Annotated in this window: 21 protein-coding genes and 1 tRNA gene; 14 read left to right on the forward strand and 8 right to left on the reverse strand. The window is 74.8% G+C overall.

What is annotated here, in order from left to right; genetic code table 11:
- Positions 1-31: 31 nt before the first annotated feature.
- Entirely contained in the window at positions 32-2,731 is a 2,700-nt protein-coding gene (gene ppdK, locus ACI79W_RS10340) for a pyruvate, phosphate dikinase (protein WP_456561988.1), read from the forward strand.
- 53 nt (positions 2,732-2,784) lie between these two features.
- On the opposite strand, the gene ACI79W_RS10345 is transcribed toward ppdK, so the two are convergent.
- Both ACI79W_RS10345 and aztD read right to left on the reverse strand, forming a co-directional pair.
- The gene (locus ACI79W_RS10345) at positions 2,785-3,657 is read right to left on the reverse strand and encodes a metal ABC transporter substrate-binding protein (RefSeq protein ID WP_456561989.1); all 873 of its coding nucleotides are present in this window, start codon (positions 3,655-3,657) and stop codon (positions 2,785-2,787) included.
- Positions 3,654-4,958, reverse strand: a complete 1,305-nt coding sequence (gene aztD, locus ACI79W_RS10350; RefSeq protein ID WP_456561990.1) for a zinc metallochaperone AztD — start codon at positions 4,956-4,958, stop codon at positions 3,654-3,656. Before aztD ends, ACI79W_RS10345 begins: the two co-directional genes overlap by 4 nt.
- A gap of 165 nt (positions 4,959-5,123) precedes the next feature.
- Between aztD and ACI79W_RS10355 the strand changes: the two genes are divergently transcribed.
- From ACI79W_RS10355 to ACI79W_RS10370, 4 genes are read left to right on the forward strand one after another with little or no spacing between them, the layout of a single operon-like run.
- Entirely contained in the window at positions 5,124-5,747 is a 624-nt protein-coding gene (locus ACI79W_RS10355; RefSeq protein ID WP_456561991.1) for a YdcF family protein, read from the forward strand.
- Between the two features lie 11 nt (positions 5,748-5,758).
- Entirely contained in the window at positions 5,759-6,268 is a 510-nt protein-coding gene (locus tag ACI79W_RS10360) for a hypothetical protein (RefSeq protein WP_456561992.1), read from the forward strand.
- The gene (gene dnaG, locus ACI79W_RS10365) at positions 6,268-8,157 is read left to right on the forward strand and encodes a DNA primase (RefSeq protein WP_456561993.1); all 1,890 of its coding nucleotides are present in this window, start codon (positions 6,268-6,270) and stop codon (positions 8,155-8,157) included. The genes ACI79W_RS10360 and dnaG overlap by 1 nt, the downstream gene beginning before the upstream one ends.
- Entirely contained in the window at positions 8,154-8,708 is a 555-nt protein-coding gene (locus ACI79W_RS10370) for a hypothetical protein (RefSeq protein WP_456561994.1), read from the forward strand. Before dnaG ends, ACI79W_RS10370 begins: the two co-directional genes overlap by 4 nt.
- A gap of 13 nt (positions 8,709-8,721) precedes the next feature.
- Here ACI79W_RS10370 and ACI79W_RS10375 read toward each other — a convergent pair whose 3' ends face one another.
- Positions 8,722-8,931 carry a hypothetical protein gene (locus tag ACI79W_RS10375; protein WP_236829519.1) on the reverse strand — a complete coding sequence of 70 codons (210 nt, stop codon included), beginning with the start codon at positions 8,929-8,931 and terminating at the stop codon, positions 8,722-8,724.
- A gap of 139 nt (positions 8,932-9,070) precedes the next feature.
- Here ACI79W_RS10375 and ACI79W_RS10380 point away from each other — a divergent pair.
- Positions 9,071-9,143 (forward strand) — tRNA-Asn (locus ACI79W_RS10380).
- Between the two features lie 91 nt (positions 9,144-9,234).
- Here ACI79W_RS10380 and ACI79W_RS10385 read toward each other — a convergent pair.
- A complete protein-coding gene (locus ACI79W_RS10385; RefSeq protein ID WP_456561995.1) occupies positions 9,235-9,630 on the reverse strand; it encodes an MmcQ/YjbR family DNA-binding protein in 396 nt (131 codons plus the stop codon).
- A gap of 97 nt (positions 9,631-9,727) precedes the next feature.
- Between ACI79W_RS10385 and ACI79W_RS10390 the strand changes: the two genes are divergently transcribed.
- Positions 9,728-10,099 carry a nuclear transport factor 2 family protein gene (locus ACI79W_RS10390; protein WP_456561996.1) on the forward strand — a complete coding sequence of 124 codons (372 nt, stop codon included), beginning with the start codon at positions 9,728-9,730 and terminating at the stop codon, positions 10,097-10,099.
- A 71-nt stretch (positions 10,100-10,170) separates the two neighbouring features.
- Entirely contained in the window at positions 10,171-11,859 is a 1,689-nt protein-coding gene (locus ACI79W_RS10395) for a flavin monoamine oxidase family protein (RefSeq protein WP_456561997.1), read from the forward strand.
- On the opposite strand, the gene ACI79W_RS10400 is transcribed toward ACI79W_RS10395, so the two are convergent.
- Positions 11,856-13,133: a class I SAM-dependent methyltransferase gene (locus ACI79W_RS10400; RefSeq protein WP_456561998.1), complete on the reverse strand. Its 1,278-nt coding sequence runs from the start codon at positions 13,131-13,133 to the stop codon at positions 11,856-11,858. The genes ACI79W_RS10395 and ACI79W_RS10400 overlap by 4 nt on opposite strands.
- Positions 13,134-13,190: 57 nt before the next feature.
- Entirely contained in the window at positions 13,191-13,526 is a 336-nt protein-coding gene (locus ACI79W_RS10405) for a hypothetical protein (RefSeq protein ID WP_456561999.1), read from the reverse strand.
- Positions 13,527-13,668: 142 nt separating this feature from the next.
- Here ACI79W_RS10405 and ACI79W_RS10410 point away from each other — a divergent pair, with 142 nt between their 5' ends.
- Complete coding sequence (locus ACI79W_RS10410; RefSeq protein ID WP_456562000.1) at positions 13,669-14,310, forward strand: hypothetical protein; 642 nt, start codon at positions 13,669-13,671, stop codon at positions 14,308-14,310.
- A 5-nt stretch (positions 14,311-14,315) separates the two neighbouring features.
- Here ACI79W_RS10410 and ACI79W_RS10415 read toward each other — a convergent pair whose 3' ends face one another.
- Positions 14,316-15,374: an AI-2E family transporter gene (locus tag ACI79W_RS10415; protein ID WP_456562001.1), complete on the reverse strand. Its 1,059-nt coding sequence runs from the start codon at positions 15,372-15,374 to the stop codon at positions 14,316-14,318.
- Positions 15,375-16,440: 1,066 nt separating this feature from the next.
- Here ACI79W_RS10415 and ACI79W_RS10420 point away from each other — a divergent pair.
- The 5 genes from ACI79W_RS10420 to ACI79W_RS10440 all read left to right on the forward strand — a co-directional run bounded on the left by ACI79W_RS10420 (position 16,441) and on the right by ACI79W_RS10440 (position 21,299).
- On the forward strand, positions 16,441-16,740 hold the full coding sequence (locus ACI79W_RS10420) for a hypothetical protein (protein ID WP_456562002.1): 300 nt from the start codon (positions 16,441-16,443) through the stop codon (positions 16,738-16,740).
- Positions 16,741-16,772: 32 nt separating this feature from the next.
- Entirely contained in the window at positions 16,773-18,023 is a 1,251-nt protein-coding gene (locus tag ACI79W_RS10425) for a cytochrome P450 (RefSeq protein WP_456562003.1), read from the forward strand.
- Between the two features lie 116 nt (positions 18,024-18,139).
- Positions 18,140-18,322, forward strand: a complete 183-nt coding sequence (locus ACI79W_RS10430) for a hypothetical protein (RefSeq protein ID WP_456562004.1) — start codon at positions 18,140-18,142, stop codon at positions 18,320-18,322.
- A 5-nt stretch (positions 18,323-18,327) separates the two neighbouring features.
- Positions 18,328-19,545 carry a phospholipase D-like domain-containing protein gene (locus ACI79W_RS10435; protein WP_456562005.1) on the forward strand — a complete coding sequence of 406 codons (1,218 nt, stop codon included), beginning with the start codon at positions 18,328-18,330 and terminating at the stop codon, positions 19,543-19,545.
- Between the two features lie 134 nt (positions 19,546-19,679).
- A complete protein-coding gene (locus ACI79W_RS10440) occupies positions 19,680-21,299 on the forward strand; it encodes a molybdopterin-dependent oxidoreductase (RefSeq protein WP_456562006.1) in 1,620 nt (539 codons plus the stop codon).
- A gap of 4 nt (positions 21,300-21,303) precedes the next feature.
- Here the strand turns inward: ACI79W_RS10440 and ACI79W_RS10445 are convergent, their stop codons facing one another.
- Complete coding sequence (locus tag ACI79W_RS10445; protein WP_456562007.1) at positions 21,304-22,188, reverse strand: alpha/beta fold hydrolase; 885 nt, start codon at positions 22,186-22,188, stop codon at positions 21,304-21,306.
- Between the last annotated feature and the right edge of the window lie 6 nt (positions 22,189-22,194).

Raw genomic sequence — 22,194 nt, forward strand, 5'->3', positions numbered from 1 at the left:
TGGATCGACGGGCGGGCGCGGAGGTGCGCGGGTGGCTGACGTGAAGTGGGTCTACGACTTCAGCGAGGGCAGCAAGGACCAGAAGGAGCTGCTCGGCGGCAAGGGCGCGAACCTCGCCGAGATGACCAACCTGGGCCTGCCCGTGCCGCCCGGCTTCACCATCACCACCGACGCCTGCCGCCACTACCTGGAGCACGGCGCCACCCCGCCCGAGCTCGCCGACCAGGTCAGCGAGCACCTGGCGGCGCTGGAGAAGGCGATGGGCAAGACCCTGGGCGACCCGGCCGACCCGCTGCTGGTGTCGGTCCGGTCCGGGGCGGCGGCGAGCATGCCGGGGATGATGGAGACCGTCCTCAACGTCGGTCTCAACGACGACTCGGTGCAGGGGCTGGCCCAGCAGTCGGGCAGCGAGCGCTTCGCCTGGGACTCCTACCGCCGGCTCATCCAGATGTTCGGCAAGACCGTGCAGGGGATCGACGGCGAGCTCTTCGACGACGCGCTCGACGCGGTGAAGCAGGAGCAGGGCACCGAGTCGGACCTCGACCTGGACGCCGGGCACCTGCGCGACGTCGTCGACCGGTTCAAGGCGATCGTCCGCGAGCACACCGGCCGCGACTTCCCGCAGGACCCGCGCGAGCAGATGGACCTGGCGATCAACGCCGTCTTCGACTCCTGGAACTCCGAGCGGGCGATCCTCTACCGCCGCCGCGAGCGCATCCCGGGCGACGCCGGGACCGCGGTCAACGTCGTCGCCATGGTCTTCGGCAACCTCGGCATGGACTCCGGCACCGGCGTGGCGTTCACCCGCGACCCGGGCAGCGGGGAAGGGGGCGTGTACGGCGACTACCTGCAGAACGCCCAGGGCGAGGACGTCGTCGCCGGCATCCGCAACACCGTCCCGCTGCGGGACCTCGAGCGCATCGACGCGGGCGCCTACGAGGAGCTCATGGGCATCATGAGCCGGCTCGAGCAGCACTACCGCGACCTGTGCGACATCGAGTTCACCGTCGAGCGCAACAAGCTCTGGATGCTGCAGACCCGGGTGGGCAAGCGCACCGCCGGAGCGGCGTTCCGCATCGCCACCCAGCTGGTCGACGAGGGCCTCATCGACATGGACGAGGCCGTCCGCCGGGTGACCGGCGACCAGCTGGCGCAGCTGATGTTCCCGCGGTTCGTCTCCGGCGGCGACGCCCAGCAGCTCACCCAGGGCATGAACGCCTCGCCGGGTGCCGCGGTGGGCAAGGCCGTATTCTCCTCGGAGACGGCGGTGGAGTGGGCGCAGCGAGGGGAGAAGGTCGTGCTCGTCCGCCGGGAGACCAACCCCGACGACCTCTCCGGGATGATCGCCGCCGAGGGCGTGCTGACCAGCCGCGGCGGCAAGACCTCGCACGCCGCCGTCGTCGCCCGGGGGATGGGGAAGACCTGCGTCTGCGGCGCCGAGGAGCTGCAGGTCGACACGAAGGCGAAGCGGTTCACCGCCCCCGGCGGCACGGTGGTGAACGAGGGCGACGTCGTCTCCATCGACGGCTCCACCGGCAAGGTCTGGCTCGGCGAGGTACCGGTCGAGCCGTCGGAGGTGGTGCGCTACTTCGAGGGGGAGCTCGACCCGGGGTCCGAGGACGCCGGCGACCTGGTGCGCAGCGTGCACCGGATCCTCACCCACGCCGACGAGGTGCGGCGGCTGGACGTGCGCACCAACGCCGACACCCCGATCGACTCCGCCCGCGCCCGCCGCTTCGGCGCCCGCGGCATCGGGCTGTGCCGCACCGAGCACATGTTCCTGGGCGACCGGCGGCAGCTGGTGGAGAAGCTCATCCTGGCCGACGGCGACGACGAGCGGCAGGCCGCGCTCGACGCCCTGGAGCCGCTGCAGAGGCAGGACTTCCTGGAGATCTTCGAGGCGATGGACGGGCTGCCGGTGACCGTCCGGCTGCTCGACCCGCCGCTGCACGAGTTCCTCCCCGACCTCACCGAGCTCTCGGTGCGGGTGGCGGTCGCCGAGGAGCGCGGTGAGCCCGACGAGGGCAGCCTGCGCCTGCTGGCCGCCGTCCGGCGGCTGCACGAGTCCAACCCGATGCTGGGCCTGCGCGGGGTGCGGCTGGGCCTGGTCGTCCCCGGGCTGTTCGCCATGCAGGTGCGCGCCATCGCCGAGGCCGCCTGCGAGCGGAAGCGGGCCGGCGGCGACCCGCGCCCGGAGATCATGATCCCGCTGGTGGGTGCGGTGCAGGAGCTGGAGGCCATCCGGGAGGAGGCCGAGCGGGTGCTCACCGAGGTGTGCGAGGAGTGCGGCATCGACCTGCGCCCGCTGATCGGCACCATGATCGAGGTACCCCGTGCCGCGCTGACCGCCGGTGAGATCGCCGAGCACGCCGAGTTCTTCAGCTTCGGCACCAACGACCTCACGCAGATGACGTGGGGGTTCTCCCGCGACGACGTCGAGGCCGCGTTCTTCCACCAGTACCTGGACAAGGGGATCTTCGGCATCTCGCCGTTCGAGTCCCTGGACCGCGACGGCGTCGGCCGGCTGGTGCGGATCGGCGCCGAGGGCGGCCGGGCGGCGCGGCCGGACCTCAAGCTCGGCGTCTGCGGGGAGCACGGCGGCGACCCCGACTCGGTGCAGTTCTTCCACGAGGTGGGCCTGGACTACGTCTCCTGCTCGCCGTTCCGGGTACCGGTGGCGCGGCTGGAGGCGGGGCGGGCCGCCCTCGGCGCGGAACGCGCCGGCTCCTGAGAGCGGCACACGGAGCCCCCGGCCGGCCGGGACCGGCCGGGGGTGCGCGTGGGTCAGCCGCTGCAGACGAGACCGCGCTGCAGGGCGGTCAGGTTGGCGGCCATGAGCCCGGGATAGGTCTCCTCGGCGGTCACCCGCTCGATGGGGTGCAGCACGTCGGTCTCCAGCCCCAGGTCGGCGGCGAGCACCTCGGCCACCGACGAGCCCGCCGCCGTCTCGAAGAAGATCGTGCGCGCTCCCGACGATCGGACGGCGTCGGCCGCGGCCCGCACCCGGCTCGGCGGCGGCTCGACGTGCGGGTCGAGGCCGGCCACGCCGACCTGCCGCAACCCGTACCGGTCGGCGAGGTAGCCGAACGCCTCGTGGGTCGCCAGCAGCGTGGCGCCCCGGCAGGGTGCCAGGGTCTCGGCGTACTCCTGGTCCAGACGGGCGAGGGTGTCCGCCAGCCGGTCGGCCGACGCGGTGTAGTCCGCCGCGTGGTCGGGGTCGAGCGCCCCCAGCTCGTCGGCCACCTGCCGCCCGAGGTCGGCCAGCCGCAGCGGGTCGAGCCAGAAGTGCGGGTCCGGCCCGCGGTCGGCCACGGTGGCGGCGTCCACCAGGTGCTCCGGGGGCTGCTGCTCCAGGACCTCGTCGACGCCCGGCTGCAGCCCGCCGGAGAGGTGGACGACGAGGTCCGCCTCGCCCAGCGCCGCGACGTCGCGGGGGGCCGGCTCCAGCCCGTGGCTGTCGCCGCCGGTCGGGACGAGGTTCGCGACCGCCACGTGATCGCCCCCGACCTCCTCGGCGACGTACTCCAGCGGGTAGGAGGAGACGAGGACGTCGAGCGCCTCGCCCGAGGCCCCCGCGGGGCTCCCGTCGCAACCGGGGACCGCGCAGAGGAGCAGCCCGGCGAGGGCTGCCCTCCGCGCGGCACCGGCGCCGCTCACTTGCCGCTCTCGTCGTGCTCGTCGTGCTCCTCGCCGTCGTGCTCGTGGGCGGCGTGCTCCTCGACGTCACCCGAGACCCCCGCGAGCTCGATGGGCGTCACCCCCAGGTCGCCGCTCTTCCACACCTCGCCGCCCTCGACGTCGACCGCGTGGACCTGCTGGGTGGCGGGCTCGGTCACGTACGCCATGCCGTCGACCACGAACACCTGCGGGTGCGGGTCCTGCCAGTCCTGGGACTCCTCCCAGGCGCCGGTGACGGGGATGGAGCGGGTGATCGTGCCGGTGACCGGGTCGATCACCTGCAGGGCGCCGTCGTAGGTGAGCACCAGCCCCTCGCCGTCGGGCCCGCGGCCGAAGGAGCGGTACCAGTAGGGCGCGGGGAGGTCGACCAGGCGCAGCTCCGCGGTCGTGGTGTCGATCAGCGCGACGGTGCTGGACCGGTTCTCGGCGCTCCGCTCGTAGTCGCCGAGCACGATCGGGGACTCGTCGGTGCCGAACTGGTTGCCGATGCGGCCGTACTCGTCGGGGCTCTGGATCTTGGTCAGCTCACCACCGGTGTACAGCACGGCGCCGTCCTGGCAGCCGATGACGATCGCCTCGTCGGCGGCCACGGTCTCGCCGTGCACGGCGGGGCAGTCGTCGCGGGCGGCGACCTCCTCCCCGTCGGCGTCGAGGATGCGGACGCCGCTGCGCGACTCCTCGGTTCCCTCGGAGACCAGCATCGTGCCGTCCTCGAGCTCGACGGCGACGCCGTGGTGGGCTTCCGGGGTGGAGAACTGGTCGAGCTCGACGTCCTCGTCGGCGATGTGCGCGCTGTCGAAGGCGGTGACCTCGCCGGTGCCGTCGTCGAAGAGGACGGTGCGACCGGCGTGGGCCACCACGTGCCCCGGCTGCGCCGCCTCGAAGAGCACGTCGGTCAGCTGGGGGTCGACGGTGTAGTAGTGCGCGTAGTCGCCGTGCGGCTCGGCCCACGCGCCGCCGTCGAGGAGGCGGAACCCGCCCCGCGTGGAGACGAGGAAGTGGCGGCCGTCGCCGGCGGGGTTGAGGCGGTTGAAGCCCTCGAGGGACTCGTCGGAGAGCACCTCCAGGGTGGTGGCGTCCACCACCAGCAGCCCGCCGTCGTAGGTGACGGCCAGGCGCGGCTTGCTGGCTCCCACCTCGGTGGGTTGGGCGGCGGCGGGCGTCGTCTCCGCGGCCGGCGCGGCGGTGCCGCCGGAGTCGGTCGACGCGCAGCCGGTGACGGCGGCGAGGGGGACGACCGCCGCGAGGACGGTCGTTCGGAGGGTGGCCAGGGGGCGCACGGGTGCTCCTTCGCGGAGTGGACGGGACGTCGGGACCCTAACCGGATCGATAATCATTCTCATCGACGGGGGCGGGAAGCCGGCACCCGGGTGGGTCCGCCGGGTGGCGTGGCGCACGGTGCCGGGGAGGCGCAGGACGTCGGCCCCGCGTGGTACCCATGACGGGTGGGTGTGCGGAGTCTGCTGGCGCGGGTGTTCGGGGCCGGTGTGCTGGCCGCCGTGCTCTTCGTGGCCTCGACCGCCCTCGCCATCTGGTGGACGGCCCGGCAGGACGCCCGGCCGCAGTCCGACGCGATCGTGGTGCTCGGGTCCGCCCAGTACAACGGCGTGCCGTCGTCGATCTTCGAGGCGCGGCTGGAGCACGCGCTGGCGCTCTACGAGCAGGGCGTCGCGCCCGTGATCGTCACCGTCGGCGGCAGGGCCGCCGGCGACCAGTTCACCGAGGCCGAGGCCGGCCGCGACTACCTGGCCGCCGCCGGGGTGCCCGCGGAGGCGCTGCTCGCCGTGCCGGAGGGCGTGGACACCCTGGAGAGCATGCGGGTGGTCGGCGCGGCGTCCGCCGAGCGGGGCTGGGAGCGGGCCGTCCTGGTCACCGACCCCTGGCACGCGATGCGGGCCGAGCGCATGGCCGAGGACGCCGGGATGGAGGCCGAGAGCTCCCCGACCCGCCAGGGCCCGGCCGTGCAGACCCGCGCCACCCAGGTCCGCTACATCCTGCGGGAGACTGCTGCCTACCTGCTCTACCGCGTGACCGGGGAGAGCGTCGCCGGCGCACCCGGTATCGGCTGAGGGAGGACGCGGTGCTCGAACTGGGCAAGGCCGGCACCGCCGGCGCGGGGAGGGGCGTGGTGCCCGTCCTGTCGGACGGCGCGGTCGTGGCGGGCCTGCGGGCGGAGAACTGGCGCGAGGCGGCGACCGCCCAGGTCGGCGACCGGTCCTGGGTCTTCACCAAGGAGAAGAGCGTGCTCATCGGCCGCTGGGAGGTCGACCCCGCCGGCACGGCCCGGCTGCGGGCGCGGCAGACCTCGGTCTGGAAGGGCACGTGGGAGTTCGACCTCGAGGGCGTCGTCGTCGAGCGGGTGACCGCCTCGATGTGGAAGGGCACCCACCGCTACACCGCCGGGGGCCGGCCCGTCGCCGGGACCGGGACGACCGGTGGCTGGTCACCGCGGCCGACCCTCCACGCCGAGGGGTCCCTGCCGCTGCACCACCAGGTCTTCCTGCTGTGGGTGGAGCTGGTGCTCTCCCGTCGCAACACGGCCGTGGTGGCAGGCGCGGTCGGGGTGGCCGTGGTCGGGGGGAGCAGCTGATGGCCGGCCGGGGGCGCATCCGCGCCGCGGACATCGCGCTGGTGCGCGAGCGCAGCAAGATCGACGAGGTCGTCGGCGAGCACCTGCAGCTCAAGCGCGCCGGCGGCGGCAGCCTGAAGGGCCTGTGCCCCTTCCACGACGAGAAGACCCCGTCGTTCCAGGTCACGCCGTCGAGAAACCTCTTCCACTGCTTCGGTTGCGGGGTAGGCGGCGACGTCATCTCGTTCGTCCAGCAGATCGACCACCTGTCGTTCACCGAGGCCGTCGAGCTGCTCGCCGGCCGCGCGAACATCGAGCTGAAGTACGAGGACGACGGCGGGCGGCCGACCGCCGGCCCCGACCGCGCCTCGGTGGGCCAGCGCGCGCGGTTGGTCGCCGCCAACACCGCCGCGGCCGCCTTCTACGCCGAGCAGCTGGGCAGTCCGGAGGCCGCACCCGCCCGCCAGTTCCTCGCCGACCGCGCCTTCGACCGCCAGGCCGCGCTGGACTTCGGCTGCGGCTACGCCCCCGGCGGCTGGGACGGGCTGACCCGCCACCTGCGGGCCAAGGGCTTCACCCAGGCCGAGCTCGTGACGGCGGGCCTGGCGAAGGAGTCCTCCCGCGGCACGCTGATCGACCGGTTCCACCGCCGGCTGGTGTGGCCGATCCGCGACATCACCGGCGACGTCATCGGGTTCGGCGCCCGCAAGCTCATGGACGACGACCCGGGCCCCAAGTACCTCAACACCCCGGAGACGCCGCTCTACAAGAAGAGCTCGGTGCTCTACGGCATCGACCGCGCCAAGCGCGACATCGCCCGGCGGCACCAGGCGGTCGTCGTCGAGGGCTACACCGACGTGATGGCCTGCCACCTGGCCGGGGTGACGACGGCGGTGGCCTCCTGCGGCACCGCCTTCGGTGCCGAGCACATCGGGGTGCTGCGCCGGCTGCTCATGGACCAGGACGAGTTCCGCGGCGAGGTGGTCTACACCTTCGACGGCGACGCGGCCGGCCAGGCGGCGGCGATGAAGACCTTCGCCGAGGACCAGCGCTTCGTCGGGCAGACGTTCGTCGCGGTCGAGTCCGAGGGGCGCGACCCGTGCGAGCTGCGGCAGGAGCAGGGCGACGCCGCCGTTCGGGACCTGGTCGCCCGGCGCACGCCGCTGATCGCCTTCGTGCTGCGCACCACGCTGGCCGGCTACGACCTCGACACCGTCGAGGGACGGGTCGCCGCGCTGGAGAAGACCGCACCCCTGGTCGCCGGCATCAAGGACCACGCGCTGCGTCCCGCCTACGCCCGGGAGCTCGCCGGGATGATCGGCAACACCGACGAGGCCGAGGTGCTGGAGCGGGTGCGCCGGCTCACCGGCGACGGGGGAGGGCCGCCCTCGCGGGGCCGCCCGCGCGCCCCCAAGCGCACCCCTGACGACGCCGCGGTCGCCGTCGAGCGGGAGGCGGTCAAGGCCGCGCTCCAGGCTCCCGAGTACGCGGGGCCCGCGTTCGACGCCGTCCCGCCGGGCGCCTACACCGACCCCGACTACGCCGCCGTCGCCGCGGCCGTGGCCGGGGCGGGCGGTGCCGGCGGCGTGACGGTGACCGGGCCGGCGTGGCTGGACCAGGTGGCCGCGCACTGCGATCGGGAGAGCGCCCGCGCGCTGCTGACCGCGCTGGCGGTCGAGCCGATGCGCTCGGTCACTGGTGAGTGCGACCCCGCCTACGTGAACGCGATCCTCGCCCGGCTCCAGGAGATGGCCACCGTGCGGCAGGTCGCCGCGCTCAAGGGTCGGCTGCAGCGGATGAACCCGGTGGAGCAGGCCGAGGAGTACACCAAGGTGTTCGGGCAGCTGGTCGCGCTGGAGCAGCAGGCGCGGTCGCTGCGCGAGCGTGCGATGGGCGGGATCGCCTCGTGAGCCTGGTGAAGAGCCTCCGGCGCCGGTTCGCGCGGCCACCCGAGGAGGTCCGGGCCGCGGTGACCGACCCCGACGAGCGGGTGCTCGCCTGGGGCGTCCTCGCCCGCGGCGCCGGGTGGCTGGTGGCCACCTCCCGCGGCCTGCGGACGGCCGGCCCGGGCGCCGACGCCGCGGTGCTCCCGTGGCACGAGGTCGGGCACGCCCGCTGGGCGTCGACCTCCGACGGCGGCGGGTCGTTCACCGTGACGCCGCTGACCGAGGTGGAGCCGGGCGTGCAGGCCCGGCTGCCCGCCGTGCGGCACGTGCTCACCGACGCAGGCGACCTCCCGGCGACCGTCCGCCGGCGCGTCGACCAGACCATCGTGACCAGCCGGCGCAGCCCGCTCCCCGACCGCGGCGGGCTGCTGCTGGTGGCACGGCGGGTCCCGGGTCAGGCGGCCCGCGAGTGGACCGTCGTCTTCGACGACGACGCCGACCGCGACGACCCGGTGGCCCGCGACATCGCGCGGCGCAAGCTCACCGAGGCGCTCGCCGCCGAGCAGCCGGACTGAACCGGCCGGCGGCTCAGCGCTGCGGCTCGCTGCCCAGCTGGGACTTGAGCGTCGAGACGGCGTCGTCGGCCTTGGCCTGCGCGATGCCCGCGAGGCTCTGCAGGCGCGGGTCGTCCTTGGCGTGCTCCCAGGCGCGGCGGATCTGCTCGTAGCGCTCGCGGCCGGCCCGCGACCCCAGCACGTAGCCGGCGCCGAATCCGGCGAGGAACGACAGCTTGGCCACGGGTGACCTCCAGGTGTTCGGGCGGTGAACAGCGGACACGGTACCTGTGGCGAGCATCGCGCCGCGGTCCGCGAGCCGCCCTCGGGAGCGCTCGGGACGTGGGGTAGTCTCGTCGGCGCCAGCGGGTCGCGCCCGCTGATCCCCCGTAGCTCAATTGGCAGAGCATGCGACTGTTAATCGCAGGGTTATTGGTTCGAGTCCAATCGGGGGAGCTCCCGCCAGGCCCGTGACCGCTCCGGTCGCGGGCCTTCGTCGTCCCCGGGGGCGACTGTTGCGCGCCGGCCGACGGCCGGGCCCAGCAGGTCAGCCGTGGCCGTCGAACTCCGCGGCCAGCCGCCGGGGCGCACGCGCGCGCCACGCGTCCTCCACCAGCTCGGCGAGCTCGGCATCCGGAACCCGCTCGAGGCGCACCAGGACGACGGCGTACCCGTCGAAGTGCGGGGTGGTGAGGAAGACGTCGGGCGCTGCGGCGAGCAGTGCGGCCTTCTCGCCCTGGTCGGCCACGCGCACCCCCAGCAGCGGCTCGTCCTCACCCGGTGCTGCGTTGCCGAGCGCGGCCCGTTCCGCTCCCCGCAGCGGCCGCGCCCACACGAAACCCTTGCCGTGCACCCGCCACGACGGGTGCCCGCCGTACGACGGGTGCTCGTCGGTGCCCGGCAGCGCGGCGACGAGCCGCCGTACGTCCTCCCAGGTGGCCACTCCCGCAGTGTGGTCCCGACGGGGCGCGGGTGGGAGGGTGCCGTGCGGTGGTGCCGGAGCCCGCACGACCGCAGAGACCGTGGAGGAAGGGACGACCGTGCCGACCGACCCCTACGCCGCCTTCCGGGCGGCCGTCGAGAACCGCGACGTCGACGCGGCGGTGCGGCTGTTCAGCGACGACTGCGTCTTCCTGTCGCCGATCGTGCACGAGCCCTACCGCGGTACCGGGCCGCTGCGCGCGATCCTCACCGGCGTGATGTCGGTGTTCGAGGAGTTCCGCTACACCGCCTCGTACGCGGGCGACGGCGGGCACGTCCTCGCCTTCGACACCCGGGTCGGCGACCGCGCCCTCCAGGGGGTGGACATCCTGCGCGGCCGCGACGGCGTGCTCACCGAGCTGACCGTGATGGTCCGCCCCTACTCGGCCGCGACCGCCCTCCGCGAGCGGATGGCGGCCCTGCTCGCGTGAGCCGGGCCGGCACCGGCCGGCCCCGTAGGGTGCGGCGGGCAGTCGCCGCAGGCCAGGAGGAGAGAGGCGCGATGACGATCGGTCCCGATCCCGAGATCGCACAGGACGACCGGCGTCCGGTCACGATCTTCGGCCCGGATTTCCCGTTCGCCTTCGACGACTGGATCACCCACCCCTCGGGCCTGGGCGCGATCCCGCCGGAGCGCCACGGCGAGGAGGTCGCCATCGTGGGCGCGGGCATCTCCGGCCTGGTCGCCGCCTACGAGCTGATGCAGCTGGGCCTCAGGCCGGTCCTCTACGAGGCCTCCCAGATGGGTGGCCGGCTGCGGTCGGCCCGCTTCGAGGGGGCGCCGCCGGAGATCGTCGCCGAGCTGGGCGGTATGCGGTTCCCCGTGTCGTCGACCGCCTTCTACCGCTACGTCGACCTGCTCGGCCTGGAGACCAGACCCTTCCCCAACCCGCTCACGCCGGCGTCGGGCAGCACGGTCATCGACATCGAGGGCGAGACCCACTACGCGGAGTCCTCGGACGCCCTGCCGCCGCTGTTCCGGGAGGTCGCGGCGGCGTGGGCGGACGCCCTGGGGACCGTGCGGTTCGCCGAGATCCAGGACGCGATCCGGGCACGCGACGTCACGACGCTGAAGTCGCTGTGGGACGAGCTGGTGCCGCTCTGGGACGACCGCACCTTCTACGACTTCATCGCGAGCTCGGAGGCGTTCTCGCGGCTGTCGTTCCACCACCGCGAGGTCTTCGGCCAGGTGGGGTTCGGCACCGGCGGGTGGGACTCGGACTTCCCGAACTCGATGCTCGAGATCTTCCGCGTCGTGATGACCAACTGCGACGAGGACCAGCGCTTCGTCGTCGGCGGGGTGGAGCAGGTGCCGTGGGGGCTGTGGAACCACGCCCCGGATGCGCCCGCGCACTGGCCGGCGGGGACCACGCTCGCCAAGTTGCACTCCGGCGGGCCGCGCGCGGGTGTCGCCGCGATCGCCCGCGCCGCCGACGGCAGCTTCGCCGTCACGGACGCCTGGGGGCACACCGCCCGCTACCCGGCGGTGCTGGTCACCTGCCAGAGCTGGTTGCTGACGACGACGATCGACTGCGACGAGGACCTGTTCGCCCAGAAGATGTGGACGGCGCTGGACCGCACCCGGTACATGCAGTCGTCGAAGACCTTCGTGATGGTCGACCGGCCGTTCTGGAAGGACAGGGACCCGGCGACCGGCCGCGACGTCATGAGCATGACGCTCACGGACCGGCTCACCCGCGGCACGTACCTGTTCGACCACGGCGACGACAAGCCCGGCGTCATCTGCCTGACGTACTCGTGGATGAGCGACGCGCTGAAGATGCTCCCGTACCCGGTGGACCAGCGCGTGCGCCTGGCGCTGGGCGCGCTGAAGAAGATCTACCCCGACCTGGACATCGCGCGGCACATCATCGGTGATCCGATCACCGTCTCCTGGGAGGCCGACGCGCACTTCCTCGGCGCCTTCAAGGGCGCACTGCCGGGGCACTACCGCTACAACCACCGGATGTACGCGCACTTCGTGCAGGACGACTTCCCGCCGGAGCACCGGGGCATCTTCCTGGCCGGCGACGACGTCTCGTGGACACCGGCCTGGGTGGAGGGCGCGGTGCAGACGTCGCTCAACGCGGTGTGGGGCATCATGCGGCACTTCGGCGGCGGCACCCACCCCGAGAACCCGGGCCCCGGCGACGTGTTCGCCGAGATCGGTCCCGTCGCGCTGCCGGACTAGCCCGAACGGCTCCAGTCCGGGCGGCGCAGCGGCAGCCGGTCCGCACCGCCCGGCCGCACCGCGAGCACCTGGTTGACACCCACCCGGTGCCGCTCGAAGGCCAGCGCCGACCCCGCCAGGTAGAGCCGCCACACCCGCGCCCGCCCCGGCGAGGACGACCGGACCGCCTCCTCCCAGCGTGCCTCGAGGTTGCGGACCCACGCCCGGCAGGTGAGCGCGTAGTGCGGGCGCAGCGCCTCCACGTCGACGACCTCGAGACCCGCCTCCTCGAGCACCCGGACGTGGGTGGCCACGGGCTGCAGCTCGCCGTCGGGGAGGACGTACCGGGTGAGGAACGACCCCGGGTCGGGGCGGTCGGGGCCGGCAGCGGGCCCCCGCGCGATCGCGTGGTTGAGCAGCCGCCCACCGGGGGCCAGCAGCGCGTGCAGCCGGGCGGCGTAGGCGGGCAACTGGGCGTGGCCCACGTGCTCGGCCATCCCGACCGACGCGATCGCGTCGAAGGGGCCGTCGGCGACCTCGCGGTAGTCCTGCAACCGGATCTCGACGCGGTCGGCGAGCCCGGCGTCGGCGATGCGCCGGCGGGCCAGCTCGGCCTGGGCCGCGGAGATGGTCACCCCCACGACCGAGACGCCGTACCGCGACGCCGCGTGGAGGGCCAGCGACCCCCAGCCGCAGCCGACGTCGAGCAGCCGCATCCCCGGCTCCAGGCCGAGCTTGCGGCAGACCAGGTCGAGCTTGGCCTCCTGCGCCTCCTCCAGGGAGGCAGCCGGCCCGGGGAAGTACGCGCAGCTGTAGACCAGCGAGGGGCCCAGCAGCAGCCGGTAGAAGTCGTTCCCGACGTCGTAGTGGTGGCTGATCGCGCTCCGGTCGCGGCGCAGCGAGTGGCGGAGCCCGCGCAGCCGGGCCTCCTCGGCCGGCGGCGCGGGTGGCGGCCCGAGCACCCCGAGCCGCAGCAGGGGGCCGGCCAGCCGGGCCAGGGTCCGCCGGTCCAGCCGCAGGTCGGGGCGGGACGGCAGCTCGTCGGGGAAGCTCAGCGCCGCGTACAGGTCCCCCTCGACGTCGAGGTCGCCGCTGACGTACGCCCGGGCGAGCCCCAGCTCCCCGGGCGCGAACACCAGGCGGCGCAGCGCCCGCCGGTTCCGCACCACCAGGGTCGGGGCGCCGTCGACGACGGACTCCGACCCGTCCCAGCAGCGCACCGACAGGGGGAGCGGGGCGCCCAGCAGGGTCCTGGCCAGCTCGTCGACCAATCCGCTCGCTCCCCGCGTCGCCATGCGCCCGACCCTGGCAGAACGACCGCCCCCACCGGGAGGGGGTGCGCCGTCGGTGTCTCAGAGCACGTCGAGGAGGAAGCGGCCGGCCGTCCAGACGCCCAGCCCGGTCAGTGCGGCCACGAGCAGGACCAGCAGGGTCACCCAGGCCGTGGCGAGCCGGTCGTCCCAGGTCGTCGCGGGGGGTGCCGTGGGCACCGGGTCCGGCAGCGGCCGGGCGAGCCACTGGGCGGCGTGCTGCTGGGTGCAGAAGTCGGCATCCAGGAAGCGGAGCCCGTCGACGTCGTCGGAGCGGGTGACCTCCAGGTGGAGCCAGCCCCGGCCGCCGTCCACGTCCGCCCAGGGCCGGCCGCAGGTCGCGCAGGCGGCGGTGTCCGCGGGGTCGGGCGGGAGCACGCCGGGGACGGTAACTGCGGCCGGGCGCCCGGCCGGCCAGGCGCACCGGCCGGTGTCCTGACCGTGACCTCCACCGGTTTGCCCCCGGTGCGCGAGGGGCCCACGCTGGGGGGCGGGAGCCCCGGCCGAGCGGAGGAGGGACATGCGCGCCCAGCGGCGGACGCGTGCGGGCAGCGGGGCCCGAGCGGGTCGGGTCGCCGTCGCCGTGGCCCTCGGGGTCGTGGGCGTGACCGCGTGCGGGAGCGGAGCCACCGGCCCGACGGCGCAGGAGGTGGCGGCGCTCGCCGACGAGCTGGACGCGCTGCGGGACCGCGTCGAGGCGCTGGAGGAGCGGCCGGTGCCGTCGGCCGGGCCCGCCACCCCCACGCCGGACGCACCGCCGACCGGCGGGCAGCCGCCCCCGGACGAGGACCCCTCACCGCTCGACGACCCCGCCGGCCTGTTCGAGGACCCCGGCTTCCTCGTCGGTGAGGACGTGACCGTGACCGCCGAGGTCGTCAGCCTGGTCTCCGTCTCGGAGGTGGGAGCCGCGTTCCGCCTCGGGGACGGGACGGGGAGCACCGTCGGGGTGATCACCGTGACGCCGCCCGGCGAGCTCGACGTGGGCGACGTCCTCCGGGTGACCGGCCCGGTCGAGCGCGTCGAGCGCAGCTCCTTCGAGGCGGACTTCGGGATCTCCGCCGACGTGCTGGCCGAGGACCCGGAGGTTCTGTTCGCCGCTCTCGCCGGGAACGTCGCGGTCGCGGCCCGCGAGATCGAGGTCGTGCAGCAGGCCTCGGGCTGAGCGCGCTACCGGACGGCGGCGCCCGGACGCGCCACCGGGTGCTCGCGCAGGTGGACCAGCACCCGGTAGGCCACCGCCACGAGCGGGACCGCGAGCAGCGCACCGGCCAGGCCCCAGAGCATCGAGCCGGCGGTCACCGCGACGAGGATGACGACCGGGTGCAGCCGCAGGGCGCGGCCGACGATGATCGGCTGGAGGATGTTGCCCTCGACCTGCTGCACGACCAGGACGGCGACCAGCACGACGATCGCGTCGGTCAGCCCGTTGGTCACCAGGGTGACGAGGACGGCCACCACCCCGCTCACCGTCGCGCCGAACAGGGGGACGAAGGCGCCGAGGAAGGTCAGCAGCGTGAGCGAGGGCCACAGCGGCACCCCGAGCACCAGCAGCGCGGCGCCGATGCCGGCCGCGTCGATGAGCGCCACGATGATGACGCCCCGGACGTACTGCGACAGCGTCGTCCACGCCGTCCGGCCGGCGCCGTCGACCTGCTCGCGCCGCCGGTCGGGCGTCAGCCGCAGGACCCAGGCCCACATCGACGCGCCGTCCTTGAGCAGGAAGAACGTCAGGAAGGCCACCAGGACGACGGCGGCCAGCAGGTACAGCGCCATGCCGGCCGCGGCCGTCGGGTCGGGCGCGAGCCGGAAGATGCGGTCCACCACTGCGTTGCGCGCCTCGGTCACCTGCTGCGGGTCCAGGCGCAGCGGGCCCTCGATCAGCCAGACGCGGATGCGGTCGATCCCGGCGGCCAGCGGGCGGGTGAGGTTGCGCAGCTGGTCCGCGGCGCGGAAGCCCACGAGGAAGCCGACGCCCACCAGGACGCCGAACAGCAGGAGCACCGACAGCAGCGCCGCGAGCGCCCGGGGGAGCCCCTTGGACAGCCACCGGGTGACCGGCTGGACGATCGCGGTCAGCAGCAGGGCGACGGCGACGGTCACCGTGACGAGCGGCAGCCGCAGCAGGATCCAGAACAGCAGCCAGCCGGTCGCGGCGAGCGCCAGGAGGGCGGCGCTGACCACGAGTGTCCGCACCGCCCAGGCCGGTGCGGCCGGAACCACGGGCACGGGCACCGGCTGACCGCCGGGTGGCGCCGCGGCGGTTCCCGCGGACGGCACGCCGTCCTCCGGCGCCCGTCTCGACCACCAGCTCACCGCCGCCGTCCCGTCCGCACAGTCGCTCCTCCGGTCGTGGAGATCGAGGGCCGCAGCGCGGCCAGGGGTACGCCCGATCCTGGGCCACTGCGGCGCGACCGGCCGGGCGAGCCGCACGGGGCAGTGGGGGACCACCGGGGGAACCGGTGCCCCACCACCGCCCGGCGCTGCGCGGGTCAGTCGTTCCGGCCCTGTTCTGCAGCACCTCGATGCTGTCGGCCGAGATGGCGGCCGAGCCCTCCTCCTCCTGGAACCACGCGTCGGCGTCCTCGAACAGCTCGTCGGCGGCGATGCCGAAGTCCTGCTCGAAGGTGTCCCGCTGCACCTGGACCACGGTGCCGGTGACCTGGACGACGTCGTTGGCGTCCATCTCCGCGGCCCGGGAGGCGGAGACGACGGCGATCGGCTCGCCCGGCTCGCCGGCGCTCCGGAAGGCGCTGCCGACGTCGGTCGTCGTCACCAGCTCCGAGATCTCTGCGCTGACGCTGACCTCCTGGCCGACGAAGGACTGGGCGTCCTCGAAGATCGCGGCCGTGTCGTCGTCGGCACCGATCCGGTCACCGCCGCCGGAGTCCGCGCCCATCCCCTCCTCCAGCGCACCCACGCGCTCGTCGAGGCCGGCCAGCTGCTCCTCGACCTGCTGCAGGTCGTCGGCGCTGACGTCACCGGCCTCGGGGGCAGCCGAGTCGTCGCTGCAGGCGGCCAGCCCGCCCATGCGGGGCACGGCGGCGGCCAGGGCGGTCGCGGTGCGACCCGCCCGCTGCCGGCCGGTGGTCTGGTGCGTGCGGCGTTCGTGCTCATGTGCCTCCCCCTCTGCGTCGCGGCCGCTCGTGTCGCGGCCGCCCGCCGTTCTGTTGCGGTCCTCTTGCAGATCCGTGTCAGGACGGTGGGCGCCGCGCTGAGCGCCGCTCGGGCGGGCACACCCGGCGGACCGGCCACCGCCGCCCTGGCCGCCGCCCACCCGCACCCGGAGGTCGCCGTGTCCCAGCCCGTCCTCTCCCGCCCGACCGCGGCCGCGCCGCTGCCCCGGAGCCTCGCCGCCGTCGACGACGACCTCCGCTCCTGCCACCGCATCCGGAGCGACGCGGCACGGGAGCTCGCCGGGGTCCGGCGGCGGCAGGAGGAGCTCGCCGACCTCGAGGCCACCCTGGTCGTGACCATCGACTGCAGGTCGCGGATGGTCGACCACCTGCTGGACGAGCGGCTGCGCACCGCGGCCGCCGCGCGCGTCCCGGCGGGTCACCTCCCGCCGGCCGCCGTCCGGGCGCGATGCCGGTAGCGGCACGGTCGTCAGGAGAGAGGAGCGCACCCATGATCGACGACATCCCCCGCCTGGGTGCTGCGGACAGCAGCCTCGCCCTCCTCCGGGAGGGGTACGCGTTCGGCACCCACCGCTTCCAGGCGACGGGGACCGATGTCTTCGAGACCCGCCTGATGCTCCGGCCGGCCGTCGTGGCCTACGGCGAGGAGGCGGCGCGACTGCTGTACGAACCGGACCGGATGACCCGCCGCCGCGCGCTGCCACCGACGGTGCTGACGCTCCTGCAGGACCTCGGCAGCGTGCAGATGCTGGACGGGCAGGCGCACCGGCACCGCAAGGGCATGTTCCTGTCGCTCATGACCCCCGCCGCGCTGGGCGAGCTGACCGACCTGGTGGAGGAGGAGTGGCGGGACGGGATCGCGCGGTGGACCGGCGCGGGGGACGTCGTCCTGCTCGACGCCGTCCACGAGGTGCTCTGCCGGGCCGTGTGCGCGTGGGCCGGGATCCCCCTGGCACCGGCCGAGGTGGGCGAGCGCACCCGGCAGCTCGCCGCGATGGTGGCGGGCGCCGGGGCGGTGGGACCGCGGAACCTCTGCGGGCAGGTCCAGAGGCACCGGGCCGAGCGCTGGGCCGGTGAGGTGGTCGATCGGATCCGCAGCGGTGCGCTGCCGGTGGAGGAGGGCCGGGCGGCGGGCGTGATCGCCTCGCACCGCGACGAGGAGGGACGGCTGCTGGACCCGGAGGTCGCGCGGGTGGAGCTGATCAACGTGCTCCGCCCCACGGTGGCGGTGGCGCGGTACGTCGTCTTCGCCGCCCTGGCGCTCGCCCAGCACCCCGAGGCCCGGGCCCGCGCCGCCGCCGACGGGGAGTACCGCCGCTGGTTCGTGCAGGAGGTCCGCCGCTACCACCCCTTCTTCCCCGCCGTGGGCGGCCGGGTGCTGCAACCGTTCGACTGGCGCGGCCGCCGCTTCGAGCGAGGTGCCTGGTTCCTCCTCGACGTCTACGCCACCAACCACGACCGCCGGTTGTGGGACGAGCCGGCCGCCTTCCGGCCCGAGCGGTTCGCCACCTGGAACGGGGGCCCGTACAGCTTCGTGCCGCAGGGGGGCGGGGAGTTCGACGCGGGGCACCGCTGTGCGGGGGAGTGGCTCACCATCTCCGTCGTCGAGCGCGCGGTGCGGCTGCTCACCACGGCCATGACCTACGAGCTCCCCCTGCAGGACCTGAGCGTCGACCTGTCACGGATGCCGGCGGGCCCGGCCAGCGGGATGCGCCTGACCGTGGTCCGGCCCATGGCCTGAGCCGCGCCGGCCGCGGTGCTCCGTGTCGAACCGGTGACGGCGGCGCACCGGGTCGTTTCCCCCGGCCGGGCCGGGATAGCCGTGCACCGGGCCGCACGTGAGCGAGAGGAGCCCCTGTGCCCGCAGGACAGGTGGTGGTGGAGGAGCGGACGACCCCGACGGTCGCCCCGCCCGTGGACGAGAGCGCCGGGGCCGGGCCCGGCCGGCCGGCCACCGCCCGCCGGCACCGGGATGCGCACGGCGACGTGCTGCTGGAGGAGGGCGGCGCCGGCGTCGCCGGGACCCGGTGCGCGGGATGACCGGGGTGGCCGCTCATCCGACCGACGGCGTCCCCACCCGGCGGGTGGTCGAGTCCCTGGTGGGCGTGCCCTTCACCGAGGGCAACCGGGTCGACGTCCTGAGGAACGGGGACGAGACCTTCCCGGCGGTGCTGGGAGCGATCGCCGCCGCACGGCGCAGCGTCGACCTCCTCTGGTTCTCCTGGCGGGGTGGGGAGATCAGCCACGAGGTCGCCGGAGCCCTCGCCGGGCGGGCACGGGAGGGGGTGCGCGTCAGGATCCTGCTCGACGGCTACGGGGCCAAGCACATGGACCGGGAGGACCTCCGGGCCCTGCGCGCGGCAGGGTGCACCGTCTTCTTCTACCGGCCGATGCACAGCTTCCGGGCCACCGTCTGGAACATGCGCACGCACCGCCGGGTGCTCGTGTGCGACGAGGAGGTCGGGTTCACCGGGGGAACGGGCATCGACTCCGCCTGGACCGGGGACGGGCGGCGGCCCGGTGAATGGCGGGACACCGCCTTCCGCGTGCGGGGCCCGGCCGTCGCGGGCCTCCGCGCGGCCTTCGTGTCCGCCTGGATGCAGGCGCAGGTCCGCCTGCCAGGCGGGTTGCTGGCTGCAGCCGACGAGTTCCCCGCGCTGCCGGCGGCGGGCGCGACCGCCGTCCAGGTCCTCCGGACGTCGTCGCAGCCGGGCTGGAGCGAGGCGGCCGTCGCCATCTCCGCGCTCCTGCACGCCGCGCGCGAGGACGTCCGGATCACCACGCCGTACATCCGGCTGCCCCGGTGGCTGCGCCAGCTCCTCGGCGACACCGCCCGCCGCGGGGTGTGCGTGCGGGTGCTCGTCAGCGGACCGCACGTGGAGCGACCCTCGGTGCACCTGCAGGCGGAGCTGGACTTCCAGCCGCTGCTCGACGCCGGCGTCGAGATCTGGCGGTACCAGCCCTCGCTCCTCCACGCCAAGGTCGTCTCCGTCGACGGCGCCGTCGCCCTGGTCGGGACGACGAACGTCGACACCCGGTCGCTGGCGCTCAACGAGCAGGTGGGCCTGGTGCTCGACGACCCCGCGGTCGTGGGGGTGCTGGACCGCCACTTCGCCGACGACCTGGCGCTCAGCGAGCGGGTGGACGCCGGCCGGTGGCGGCACCGCAGCCCCGCCAGGCGGGTGCTGGAGGTGGCCGCGGACGTGGTGGGGCGTCCCCTCCGGGGCCTGGGGGCCGCCGGGCTGGCCGGGCGCCGGCCGTGAGGCGGCCGTGGGTGGCCCGGTTGCGGCCTTCCCCCGGACGACGAGGCCGGGACTCCCTGAGCAGCGCATGACGATCCTGCGTCGATCCCCGCCGGGCCGGTGTCCCGCCTGCGCGGGTGGGTCACGGGTCCGACGTGGCGGAGACGACGCAGTCGGCAGGTGCGCGGGAGCGATGGGCCCACCCGCTGCGGCGGGGCAGCGCGGCGCTGGCCGGGGTGGCCGCGGTGTCCGCCGGCCTCGGGATGGCCGAACTCGTCGCCGGGCTGGTCCCCGGGGCACCCTCACTGGTCATCGCCGTGGGGGACGCGGTCATCGACAGCGTGCCCGGCTGGCTCGAGCAGTGGGCGATCGCGACGCTGGGTGCCGCGGACAAGCCGGTCCTCCTCGGCGGCGTCCTGGTCGTCTCCGCGCTGATCGGGGCCGCGCTCGGCGTGCTCGCCCGGCGCCGGGTCGTCCCGGCCGCGGGCGGGATCGCCCTGTTCGCCACGCTCGGCGTCGTCGCCGCCCTCGCCGACGACCGCAACCCCGTCTTCCCGACCGTGCCGGTCGGGCTGGTCGGGGCCGCCACCGGCATCGCGGTGCTGGGTCTCCTCGTCGTCCTCCTGCCCCGCCGGGCGGTCCTGGCGGGCGGGGGCGCCCCGGCCCCCGCCGACCCGGCCGAGCCCGGGACGGTGCCCGCGCTCAGCGAGCTGGACCGGCGGCGGTTCCTGGCCGTGACCGGCGGGGCCACCGTGCTGGGCGTGCTCGCCGGTGTCGGCGGCTACCTGCTGTCCGGCCGGGAGCGGCTCGACGGGCTGCGGGCCGCCATCCGGCTGCCGGTCCCGGTGCGGCAGGCAGGGCCCGTGCCCGACGGTGCGGACCTGGAGATCCCCGGCCTCACCCCGCTGTTCACCCCGAACGCGGAGTTCTACCGGATCGACACGGCGCTGCGCGTGCCGACCGTCGACCCCGACGGCTGGCAGCTGGAGGTGCGTGGGATGGTCGACGACCCGTTCACCCTCACCTACGCCGAGCTCCTGGAGCTGCCGCAGATCGAGGCGGACGTCACCCTCGTCTGCGTCTCCGACGAGGTGGGCGGCGACCTCGTCGGCAACGCCCGCTGGCAGGGGGTCCCGCTGCGCGCGCTGCTGGAACGCGCCGGCCTGCAGGAGGGTGCCACCCAGCTGATCGGCCGCTCCGTCGACGGCTTCACCGCGGGCTTTCCCACGATCACCGCGCTCGACGTCGAGGAGGCGATGGTGGCGGTGGCCATGAACGGGGAGCCGTTGCCGGCCGAGCACGGCTTCCCGGCCCGGCTCGTGGTACCCGGCCTCTACGGCTACGTCTCGGCGACGAAGTGGCTCTCGACGATCGAGCTCACCGGTTGGGACGTCGACGGCTACTGGATCCCGCGCGGCTGGGCCAAGGAGGGGCCGATCAAGACGCAGGCCCGCATCGACGTCCCGAGGTCCGGCAGCACCGTCCCCGCCGCGCGGCGGCCGATCGCCGGGGTCGCCTGGGCGCCGACGCGGGGGATCGAGCGGGTCGAGGTGCGCATCGACGACGGCCCGTGGCAGGAGGCGGAGCTCGCCGAGTCGCTCGACGTCGACTGTTGGCGCCAGTGGTACCTGCCCTGGGACGCGGCGCCCGGCCGGCACGTGATCACCGCACGGGCGACCGACGGGCTCGGCGAGGTGCAGACCGACGAGCGCGCGCCGGTGGCGCCCGACGGCGCGTCCGGCCACCCGGTGGTCGAGGTCCTCGTCCAGGACTGAGGCATCAGGCGACGGCGTCCTGGTCTCCCCCGAACCGGCCGACCCAACGCGACACCTGCTCGACCACCACGTCGGGGTCGGTCAGCGGCAGCATGTGACCTGCCCCGGGGACCTGCACCAGCTCCCCGTCGGGCAGGGCGGACAGGAGCCGGTGGATCTCCGCGTTCGGCACCTCCGGGTCACGGTCGCCGTGCACGAGCAGCGTGGGGACCGTGAGGGAGCGCGCCCGTGCGACGCCGTCCTCTCTCAGCGCACCCAGGGCCGTACCGGCCATGGCCAGCGGTCGGGTGGAGAGGAAATCGTCCCGCATGCGCGCCACGGCCTCGTGCGGCTCACCCGGCGCGAAGGCGAAGTGCCGGATGCCGCGATCGGAGACCGCGCGGACCGGCCGGAGCCGCCTGCCCCACCGGGCGCCGGTGCGCAGCAGCGCGAACCAGATGGAGCCCAGCCGGGCCCGCGCCCAGCCCGGCAGGTGGCGCCCGGGGAACCCCGGCGCCGTCACCCCTGCGCCACCGGAGCCGATGAAGACCGCTCCGGCGATGCGGTCGTCCGCGCCGCCGTCGACGTGCCGCAGGAGCACGGCCCCGCCGAGGCTGTGCCCCACGACGACCGCGGAGCCGCCCCGCGGCACGACGGCGCCGAGGACCGCGCCGAGGTCTGCGGCATGCGACGCGAGGCCGTAGCTCCCGGACCGCGCGTCGCCGGACTGCGCGTGCCCGCGCAGGTCGTAGGCGACCACCCGGAAGTGCTCGGCGAGCCGCCGCGGCACCTCTCCCCAGGAGTCCGCCGACATCCCCAGCCCGTGCACGAGGACGACCAGGGGAGCGTCCTCGTCCCCCCACGAGTAGAGGGCCAGGCGGGTGCCGTCGAAGGAGGTCACGTCGGTCATGGCGGG

It is taken from the genome of Blastococcus sp. SYSU DS0533 (genome assembly GCF_054050775.1).

What these genes read in the sequence shown, in the direction of transcription:
- ACI79W_RS10410 (WP_456562000.1), top strand. Translation starts at nt 13,669, where the DNA reads ATGCGCGCCCAGCGGCGGACGCGTGCGGGCAGCGGGGCCCGAGCGGGT.
- ACI79W_RS10445 (WP_456562007.1), bottom strand. Translation starts at nt 22,188, where the DNA reads ATGACCGACGTGACCTCCTTCGACGGCACCCGCCTGGCCCTCTACTCG.
- ACI79W_RS10425 (WP_456562003.1), top strand. Translation starts at nt 16,773, where the DNA reads ATGATCGACGACATCCCCCGCCTGGGTGCTGCGGACAGCAGCCTCGCC.
- dnaG (WP_456561993.1), top strand. Translation starts at nt 6,268, where the DNA reads ATGGCCGGCCGGGGGCGCATCCGCGCCGCGGACATCGCGCTGGTGCGC.
- ACI79W_RS10395 (WP_456561997.1), top strand. Translation starts at nt 10,171, where the DNA reads ATGACGATCGGTCCCGATCCCGAGATCGCACAGGACGACCGGCGTCCG.
- ACI79W_RS10400 (WP_456561998.1), bottom strand. Translation starts at nt 13,133, where the DNA reads ATGGCGACGCGGGGAGCGAGCGGATTGGTCGACGAGCTGGCCAGGACC.